This window comes from Streptococcus mitis SK597, assembly GCF_000148545.1.
Taxonomy (GTDB): domain Bacteria; phylum Bacillota; class Bacilli; order Lactobacillales; family Streptococcaceae; genus Streptococcus; species Streptococcus mitis_C.
In genome coordinates this window covers 1-9335 of record NZ_AEDV01000037.1, presented here as the reverse complement: position 1 = coordinate 9335, position 9335 = coordinate 1, and the positions used below count along the sequence as shown (strand labels likewise).

5 protein-coding genes are annotated in these 9335 nt (G+C 39.5%); 2 read left to right on the top strand and 3 right to left on the bottom strand.

Annotated features, from left to right (window positions below):
* Positions 1-268 precede the first annotated feature (268 nt).
* From pyk to SMSK597_RS06930, 3 genes are all read right to left on the bottom strand, one after another.
* On the bottom strand, positions 269-1774 hold the full coding sequence (gene pyk / locus SMSK597_RS06940) for a pyruvate kinase (protein WP_001042817.1): 1506 nt from the start codon (positions 1772-1774) through the stop codon (positions 269-271).
* A gap of 58 nt (positions 1775-1832) precedes the next feature.
* Positions 1833-2840, bottom strand: a complete 1008-nt coding sequence (gene pfkA / locus SMSK597_RS06935; RefSeq protein WP_000820862.1) for a 6-phosphofructokinase — start codon at positions 2838-2840, stop codon at positions 1833-1835.
* 81 nt (positions 2841-2921) lie between these two features.
* Positions 2922-6023, bottom strand: a complete 3102-nt coding sequence (locus tag SMSK597_RS06930; protein WP_000561495.1) for a DNA polymerase III subunit alpha — start codon at positions 6021-6023, stop codon at positions 2922-2924.
* 386 nt (positions 6024-6409) lie between these two features.
* Here SMSK597_RS06930 and SMSK597_RS06925 point away from each other — a divergent pair, with 386 nt between their 5' ends.
* Both SMSK597_RS06925 and SMSK597_RS06920 read left to right on the top strand, forming a co-directional pair.
* Positions 6410-8683, top strand: coding sequence for a Xaa-Pro dipeptidyl-peptidase (locus SMSK597_RS06925; RefSeq protein ID WP_001212012.1), 2274 nt, complete (start codon positions 6410-6412; stop codon positions 8681-8683).
* A gap of 18 nt (positions 8684-8701) precedes the next feature.
* The gene (locus SMSK597_RS06920; protein ID WP_001043004.1) at positions 8702-9172 is read left to right on the top strand and encodes an arginine repressor; all 471 of its coding nucleotides are present in this window, start codon (positions 8702-8704) and stop codon (positions 9170-9172) included.
* Positions 9173-9335 lie beyond the last annotated feature (163 nt).

Below are 9335 nucleotides of genomic sequence, written 5' to 3'. Positions count from 1 at the left end.
CGCCTAGTTTGCACTTTGATTTTCATTGAGTATTAGTTTGCTTGTAAAAAGCAATATTCCTCTTCATTCCATCATGTCGCGTGTAGATTATAAAGACGCTAAAGCAACAAATCAGATTTCCACTCACGTCACAAAGAGCATGAAGCAAGCAGTAATCGATTCACTTGATACAGTTGCATTAAATCAAAAGTAAAAGCTTTGCTCATATACAAAAAAAGCCCATCATACAGGCTAGAAAGCTTGATATGATAGGCTATTTTTCTATTAATTAACGTACTGTACGGATACGCATTGTATTTGTACGAACAGCTTCTCCAAGTGGTACACCAGCTACGATAACGATATCGTCACCAGATTCTACAAGACCTGCTTCAACTGCTTTACGTTCAGCGATTTCGAACATATCGTCAGTTGAAGATGGAGCATCTGTCAACATTGGGATAACACCCCAGTTCAACATCAATCCACGTTCTGTCAATTCGTCGAATGTCAATGCCAAGATGTCAGCATTTGGACGGTATTTAGAGATCAAACGTGCAGTGTGACCTGTCTTAGTAAGAGTTACAACCAATTTAATGTCCATTGAGTTAGTAGCATCTTTAACAGCTGAAGCCATTACTTCTGTCTTAGAGTTACGTTCAAATGAATCTGAGTTCAAACGACCGTATTCGTTAAGAAGAGTTTGAGCGTTCTTGTCGATTGTAGCCATTGTAGTTACTGACTCAAGTGGGTATTTACCGTTTGCAGACTCACCTGAAAGCATTGTTGCGTCAGTTCCGTCGATAACAGCGTTAAATACGTCTGATACTTCTGAACGAGTTGCACGTGGTTTTTCAGTCATTGTTTCAAGCATGTTTGTTGCAGTGATAACAACTTTACCTGCAGCATTGACTTTAGTGATGATCATTTTTTGGTAAACTGGAACCATTTCGAATGGTACTTCGATACCCATGTCACCACGAGCGATCATGATACCATCAGCAGCTTCGATGATTTCATCCAAGTTATCGATACCTTGTTGGTTTTCGATTTTAGCGAACAATTGAACATGGCCATTTCCAGTTTCTTCACAAATTGCACGAACTTCGTTCACGTCTTTTGCAGTACGTACAAACGAAATAGCGATGAAGTTGATACCTTGTTCAAGACCAAAGCGGATATCGTCGTTATCACGTTCAGCAAGAGCTGGGAAAGGAATTTTAGTGTTAGGAATGTTAACACCTTTTTGTTTAGCGATGATACCATCGTTTTCAACTTCAACTTCAAATTCACGAGTTGCGTCATCTTTAGCAACCACACGAAGACCAAGTTTACCATCGTCAACCAAAACTTGACGACCAACTTCAACATCATCATAGATATCCAGAGCACCAGCAACGTTCAATGCAATCACTTCACGAGTTGATTTGATTCCTTGTTTAGTTGCAACACGGATTTTCTCACCAGTTTTGTATGAATACTCTTTAGCTTCACCTTCGAACAATTCTGTACGGATTTCTGGTCCTTTTGTATCAAGAAGGAAACCAACTTTTTTACCTGCAAGTTTTTCAGCAAGTTTAACAGTTGCCATACGCTCACCTTGTTCTTGGTGGTCACCGTGTGAGAAGTTGAAACGGAATGTGTTAGCACCAGCTTCAATCAATTTAGCAATGTTTTTAGCTGAAGCTTCAACATCAAGTTTTTCACCCCAGTATCCGTCCTCACCGAATTTTTTACCACCACGGATTTCTACCGCAGGACCCAAAGTTGCAACGATTTTTACACGTTTGTTCATGATTTTTGTGACTCCTTTATATATATGACCTTTTTGGTCTTATTAACTAAATTGTAAATTATGACAAGCTCTTATTCAAGCTAGATAGCTCAATGTCGGCTTTGTGTGGGTTGTTAACAACAATCTTACCTTCTGCAGTAAGGCTAAACAATGCTCCTTCTTCTGCAGTTCCAAGAATTGGGTTTTCAACCATTTTCTCGTTACGGATACCAACCGCAACACCACCGATACCTTCTTTAAGAAGTTTAACAGCATGCGCACCCATACGTGACGCCAATACCCGGTCACGCGCAGTTGGAGAACCACCACGTTGAATATGTCCAAGTTCTGTCACACGAAGGTCGCTTGTATCCCCAGCTTCTTTTAGTTTTTTACCAAATTCAGCTGCTGACATCACACCTTCTGCCAAGACGATGATATTGTGTTTTTTACCACACTCATAACCACATTTAATGCTTTCTACGATATCTTCAATCTTGAATCCTTCTTCAGGAATAATGATTTCATCAGCACCAGTTGCAATACCAGCCCAAAGAGCGATATCACCAGCGTTACGTCCCATAACTTCGATTACAAAAGTACGACGGTGACTTGATGATGTATCACGAATCTTATCGATAGCGTCCATAGCAGTCGTAACCGCTGTGTCAAAACCGATTGTAAAGTCAGTACCAACGATATCGTTATCGATTGTACCTGGAAGACCGATAGCTGGGAAGCCATGTTCAGTCAAACGCATAGCACCGTGGTAAGATCCGTCACCACCGATAACAACTACACCTTCAATCCCGTGTTTTTTCAATTGCTCAATCCCTTTAAGTTGCCCTTCAAGTTGAGCGAACTCTGGATAGCGAGCTGAGTGAAGGAAAGTACCACCACGAGAAATGATGTCTCCTACTGAAGCTGCATCTAGGGGATGAATTTCACCAGCAACCATACCAGCATATCCATCATAGATACCAAAAACTTCCATTCCTTCTGAAATTGCTTGACGAACAACTGCGCGGATAGCAGCGTTCATACCAGGGGCGTCTCCACCACTAGTCAAAACAGCAATACGTTTCATATTGGTTATGCTCCTTTTTCTTTTAACATTCTTATTGATTATACCACATTTGATTTTAAAATTCTTCTATTTTCCGTATTTTTAGCGATAAATCGTTTTCATAACAATTTCATTCAATTTCGCTTCTAATTCATTGGATTTAGCTACAAAATGATGAGGGGAAACGATTGTTTTCTGTTCCTCTTCATACCTGATAATGACTGGGATTGGACCTTTATATTGGTCTAAAATTCTCGAAATTTCTTGATCCGATTCATGATTTTTTACCTGTATCCAAAAACGTTCAGCAACTGCTTCTCTTATTTCTTGCGCAATCATTTGCAGACGGCCATCACGTGACTGGATTTTTCCTTTTATATAGTAGAAGGCTCCCTCTTTTATTTCCTGCCCAACCTGACGATATAAGTCTGAAAAGAGAGTGACATCCAATTTTTTCTTACTGTCATCTACCTGTAAGAAAGCCATGTTTTCGCCCTTTTTGGTACGAATTACTTTTATCTTCTGAACTTCAACCAAAATAATAGCATAGCTATTTTCTGACAATTTTCCAATTGGTGTAATCGGATAAATAGCCTTACTTGCAATAGCTTGTAGGGGATGTTTGCTGACACCTATCCCTAAAAGCTCTTGTTCCATATAGAATTTTTCTTGATCTGTCCAATCTTCCGATTCCTGCCAATTATAAATAGTATCTCCAAACAAACTTCCTAACTCTTTTACAAATTCAAATAGATTAACTAAATTATTGAATACTTTTTGACGATTTTTTTCAAATAAATCGAAAAGACCAACTTTTACCAAAGGTTCTAGCAGAGGGAGTTTCAGATAATTATCAGGTAATTTAGCTATAAAATCTTCAATGTTAGAATAAGGTCTATTTTCAATAATCCAAAGTGCCAAATCCTTGCTGACTCCCTTAATCGATTTCAATCCTAGATAGATGGACTTATTAGCAATTTTATCGTGATAGGGAATGGTGTTGATGGACAGAGGCGCTACTTCAAAGCCTGCTTCTAAGGCATCTGTTAAGTAATCACTGTTGGCAGAATTCAACATGACCTGATAAAAGATGGCTGGATAATGCGTTTTGAAATAAGCCAACTGGAAGGCCAAGGCTGAGTAGGCATAGGCATGTGACCTGTTAAAACCATAACCTGCAAACTTCTCCATGACATCAAAGACCTGCTCTGCCTTTTCCGCTGTGTGTCCAGCTTCTAATGAACCTTGAATAAAAGAAGCCCTCATCTCATGCATGGCAGAGGCATCCTTTTTCCCCATAGCCCGACGCAAAATATCGGCTTTTCCAAGACTAAATCCGGCAAATCGCTGGGCAACCTGCATAACCTGCTCCTGATAGAGCATAATGCCGTAGGTTGGAGCCAAAATATCCTCCAGTACTGGATCCAGAACAGTCACTTCTTCCTGCCCATGCTTTCTTGCCACAAAATTATTGATATAGTCACTAGCACCTGGTCGATTTAGGGAAGTAGTCGCTACGACATCTTCAAAACAAACTGGTTGTACACGTTTTAGCAGGCGAATGGCACCAGGTTGTTCAAATTGAAAGATACCTTTTGTATTACCAGAAGCAAATAAAGCCAACGTTTCTTTGTCTTCCAAATCTATTTCTTCAATTTTCAAGTGAATATCTTCTATTTTAGCAAGCAATTCTTGCATCTTCTGGACAAAGGTCAAATTTCGCAGTCCCAGAAAGTCCATCTTCAAAAGTCCACTTGCTTCGACTCCATGAGCATCATATTGAGTCAGTGGAATTTCATCACCATGCTTCAGAGGGATGTAGTTGGTCAAATCTTGGTCACTGATTACAACACCAGCTGCATGGACAGAGGTTTGTCTTGGATAGCCCTCTATCTTGCAAGCAATCTCAAAGGCTTTTTGGTATTCTAACTTACTATTAATTTGCTGACGAAACTGGAGGTTACCCTCATAAGCCGACTTGAGATTGTCACGAAAACTGATTTTCTTGGTAATTGCAGACAATTCATACTCTGGCACACCAAAGCGTTTCAATACATCTCGTAGAGCTTGCTTGGCTCCAAAAGTTGAAAAAGTAACGATTTGTGCAGCATGTTTACTGCCATATTTATTGCCAACATATCTGATAAAATCTGGACGATAAATATCTGGGATATCAATATCAATATCAGGCATGGTATAGCGTTCACGATTAAGAAAGCGTTCAAAAATCAGATTTTTCTCTACTGGGTCAATCCCTGTAATATCCAAGGCATAGGAAACCAAGCTACCTACTGCAGAACCCCGTCCCATTCCCATATAATAGCCATTCGAACGTCCAAAACGCAGCAAATCCCAGACAACCAAGAAATAATCGTCAAAGCCCATATCATGAATAACAGCCAATTCTTGGTCTAGTCGATCTTGATATTCTTTACTAGACAATCCCTTCTGGGCAAGCCCAAGCTCAGCGCGTTCTCTCAACTCTTCTACTGCTGGTCTAGCTGGGTTAAAACGAGGCAGTTTCAAACTAGTATCCAAATCGTAAGAAATACCTGAAATAAGCTTTTCTAAGTTTTCCAAGGCTTGAGGAAAACGTTCTTGGAATAATTTCTCTAAAGAACTTGCTGATATAAGGACATCTTGTCGTGAGCGCAAGGGAACTTCTCTGAGTGGTAGGTTTTCTTTAATCGCTGTTAATACTTGCAAAACTTCTCTATCCCTGCTTTCAAAAGCATTGACCCGATAAAGAGGCAAAATAGGATGATGAAATTCACTTGTCAGTGTTTCTGGATAAACCCCTATATAATAATCGTATCCTAGATTTAGCGACTCAATCTCTTCAAAATAAGGCACAATGACCGCAATATCCTCCAGGTACTGGGACAGGACTGACCAACTTTTCTCCCCCTGCATCTTTGCTGTTGAAAGCTTCATCAACTGCTGATAGCCCACACTAGATAGAGCTAAAAAGCGCAGATTCACTTCCTGAGCATCCACAAACACTGTCATTTCAAGCCCTAGTAAAGGATAAATACCGTATTTTTTTGTAATCTCTAGAAAGTCGAAAGCACCGTAAAGATTATCAATATCCATCATGGCCAGATGAGTGTAGCCGTATTCTTTAGCTGCTCTCACATACTTGTCAATCGAAATGACGCTCTCCATAAAACTATAGACTGTTTTTGTATCTAGTTGTGCGATCAATTTACACTTCTCCTCTATCCTTCTCACTATATTATACCATTTTCAAAAAGAGAAAGACAAAAGCAATGACTCCTATCTCTATTTTATATTTTAAATAAGGCATTTTGGATGAAAAAATAACAAATATATTTGCAGTAAAAATGTTTCTGTAAACTATTTTGAACTTTTTATCCCAATAAATGGATATCTCTTTTAAAGAAGTGAGATAAATTCATTCAAAATTCTTGTTAGATATCGTTTAATTTATGAATGCTATAGAATATCACATATTATTTCATATAAATTGTATTCATTATTCTTTAATTAATTTCTTTCTCACTTAATGATTCCCTTTCTCCTATTTTTTTGATATAATAACCTTAATTATTATTTTACAAGGAGGTTTTATGCGCTTTAATCAATTCAGCTATTTATCACTTCCAAGAGATACTATTTTATATGAATTAAAAAAGTATGGATTTGATTTTCCATCTGAGTCAACAAATAAAAAGATGTTGGAGTCTTTTCTAAGTCGTTTCTTTTTCACTTATCAAGACACCAACTACCCACTTTCCATCCTAGCGGCTGATAAAAAAACAGACCTGCTGACATTTTTTCAATCAAAAGATGAACTGACAGCAGATATTTTTTATACTGTTGCTTTTCAACTTTTAGGCTTTTCTTATTTGGTTGACTTCGAAGACAGTGAAGCTTTTCGTAAAGAGGCTGGATTTCCTATTGTATACGGTGACTTGATTGAAAATCTCTATCAGTTACTCAATACTCGCACCAAAAAGGGAAATACTCTTATCGACCAACTTGTTAGTGATGGTCTTATTCCGGAGGATAATGACTACCACTACTTTAACGGCAAGAGTTTAGCAACTTTTTCTAGCCATGATGTCATTCGTGAAGTCGTTTACGTTGAGTCTCGTGTCGATACTGACCAAAAAGGGCTACCAGACCTAGTCAAGGTCAGCATTATTCGTCCACGTTATGAGGGGCAAATCCCTGCCATCATGACAGCCAGTCCTTATCATCAGGGAACAAATGACAAGGCAAGCGATAAGGCTCTCTACAAGATGGAGGGCGAGCTTGAGGTTAAACCTGCTCATAAGATTGAACTAGAGGAACCTCAACTCAATCTCGTCCAGCCTCAAGGCCAAGCTAATCTTGTGTCAGAAGCTGAGGAAAAGCTAAGTCACATCAACTCTAGCTATACACTCAACGACTACTTCCTCCCACGAGGTTTTGCCAATCTCTATGTTTCAGGTGTTGGTACCAAAGACTCTACTGGTTTCATGACTAACGGAGACTACCAACAAATCGAAGCTTATAAAAATGTCATCGACTGGCTTAATGGTCGTTGCCGTGCCTTTACCGACCACACGCGCCAGCGTCAAGTCAAGGCTGACTGGTCAAATGGAAAAGTAGCCACAACTGGACTTTCTTATCTAGGTACAATGTCCAATGGTCTTGCGACTACAGGAGTCGATGGTTTAGAGGTTATCATTGCTGAGGCTGGCATTTCTTCATGGTACAACTACTACCGTGAAAACGGTCTAGTGACCAGCCCAGGTGGCTATCCAGGTGAGGACTTTGACTCCCTTGCTGAGTTAACCTATTCTCGTAATCTCTTGGCTGGCGACTATATCCGTGGCAATGAAGCTCACCAAGCTGACTTAGAAAAAGTAAAGGAACAACTGGATCGCAAGACCGGCGACTATAACCAGTTTTGGCATGACCGTAATTATCTGCTCAATGCCCATAAGGTAAAAGCAGAGGTTGTCTTTACCCACGGGTCTCAGGATTGGAATGTTAAACCACTTCATGTTTACCAGATGTTCCATGCTCTCCCTGCTCATATACACAAGCATCTCTTTTTCCATAATGGTGCCCATGTTTACATGAACAACTGGCAATCCATTGACTTCCGTGAGTCAATGAATGCTTTGTTGACAAAGAAATTACTGGGACAAGATACAGATTTCCAACTTCCTACTGTTATCTGGCAGGACAATACAGCCCCTCAGACTTGGTTATCACTTGATAACTTCGGTGGGCAAGAAAACTTTGAAACCTTCTCACTTGGTCAAGAAGAGAAAGTCATTCAAAACCAGTATCCAGATAAGGATTTTGAGCGCTATGGTAAGACCTACCAGACCTTCAATACAGAACTCTATCAAGGAAAAACCAATCAGATTACTATTGACCTTCCTGTGACTAAGGATCTTCACTTGAACGGTCGAGCTCAACTTAATCTTCGTATCAAATCCAGCACAAACAAGGGGCTTTTATCTGCTCAACTACTGGAACTTGGTCAAAAGAAATACCTACAACCTTATCCTGCTGTTTTAGGTGCTAGAACCATTGATAATGGACGCTACCACATGTTGGAAAATCTCTGTGAATTACCATTTAGGCCAGATGCACAGCGAGTCGTGACAAAAGGCTACATCAATTTACAAAATAGAAATGATTTACTGTTAGTAGAGGATATTACTGCAGATGAATGGATGGATGTGCAATTTGAACTACAACCTACTATTTACAAGTTAAAAGAAGGAGATACTCTTCGTTTAGTCCTCTATACGACTGACTTTGAAATCACAATCCGTGACAATACCGACTACCACTTGACTGTCGATCTTGAACAGTCTACTCTTACCCTGCCTCACTAAAAAAGGAGTTAAATTATTATGAATAAATCTGAACACCGACACCAACTCATACGCGCTCTTGTTGCAAAAAACAAGATTCATACACAGGCTGAGTTGCAAGCCCTTCTTGCTGATAATGACATTCAAGTTACACAAGCTACACTTTCGAGGGATATTAAAAGTATGAACCTCTCAAAAGTACGAGAAGAAGACAACTCTTACTACGTGCTCAATACAGGTTCTATCTCAAAATGGGAAAAACGTCTTGAACTCTACATGGAAGATGCCCTTGTCTTGATGCGCCCAGTTCAACATCAAGTTCTACTAAAAACCCTTCCTGGACTGGCTCAATCATTTGGTTCTATCATTGATGCTTTGAGTTTCCCTGACGCTATCGCTACCCTCTGTGGTGATGATGTCTGCCTTGTCATCTGTGAAGATGCAGAGGCAGCCCAACATTGCTTTGAAGAGCTGAAACGGTTCGCCCCACCATTTTTCTTTGGTGAATAAACAGAAACTGAACTCAAAAACTGCAAAACTCTCAAAATTTTAAACAGTAGTGAATTGATGTCAGCTAACATCTAGCGAATACAATAGCTGATTCCTACTGAAAAGTGAGCTATGCAGTTTAATATAGTAAAATGAACCAAAAATAGTACACAATGTGGTATAA

Excerpts from the sequence above, each read along its gene's own strand:
- pyk (WP_001042817.1), bottom strand. The coding sequence starts at position 1,774 with ATGAACAAACGTGTAAAAATCGTTGCAACTTTGGGTCCTGCGGTAGAA.
- pfkA (WP_000820862.1), bottom strand. The coding sequence starts at position 2,840 with ATGAAACGTATTGCTGTTTTGACTAGTGGTGGAGACGCCCCTGGTATG.
- SMSK597_RS06925 (WP_001212012.1), top strand. The coding sequence starts at position 6,410 with ATGCGCTTTAATCAATTCAGCTATTTATCACTTCCAAGAGATACTATT.
- SMSK597_RS06920 (WP_001043004.1), top strand. The coding sequence starts at position 8,702 with ATGAATAAATCTGAACACCGACACCAACTCATACGCGCTCTTGTTGCA.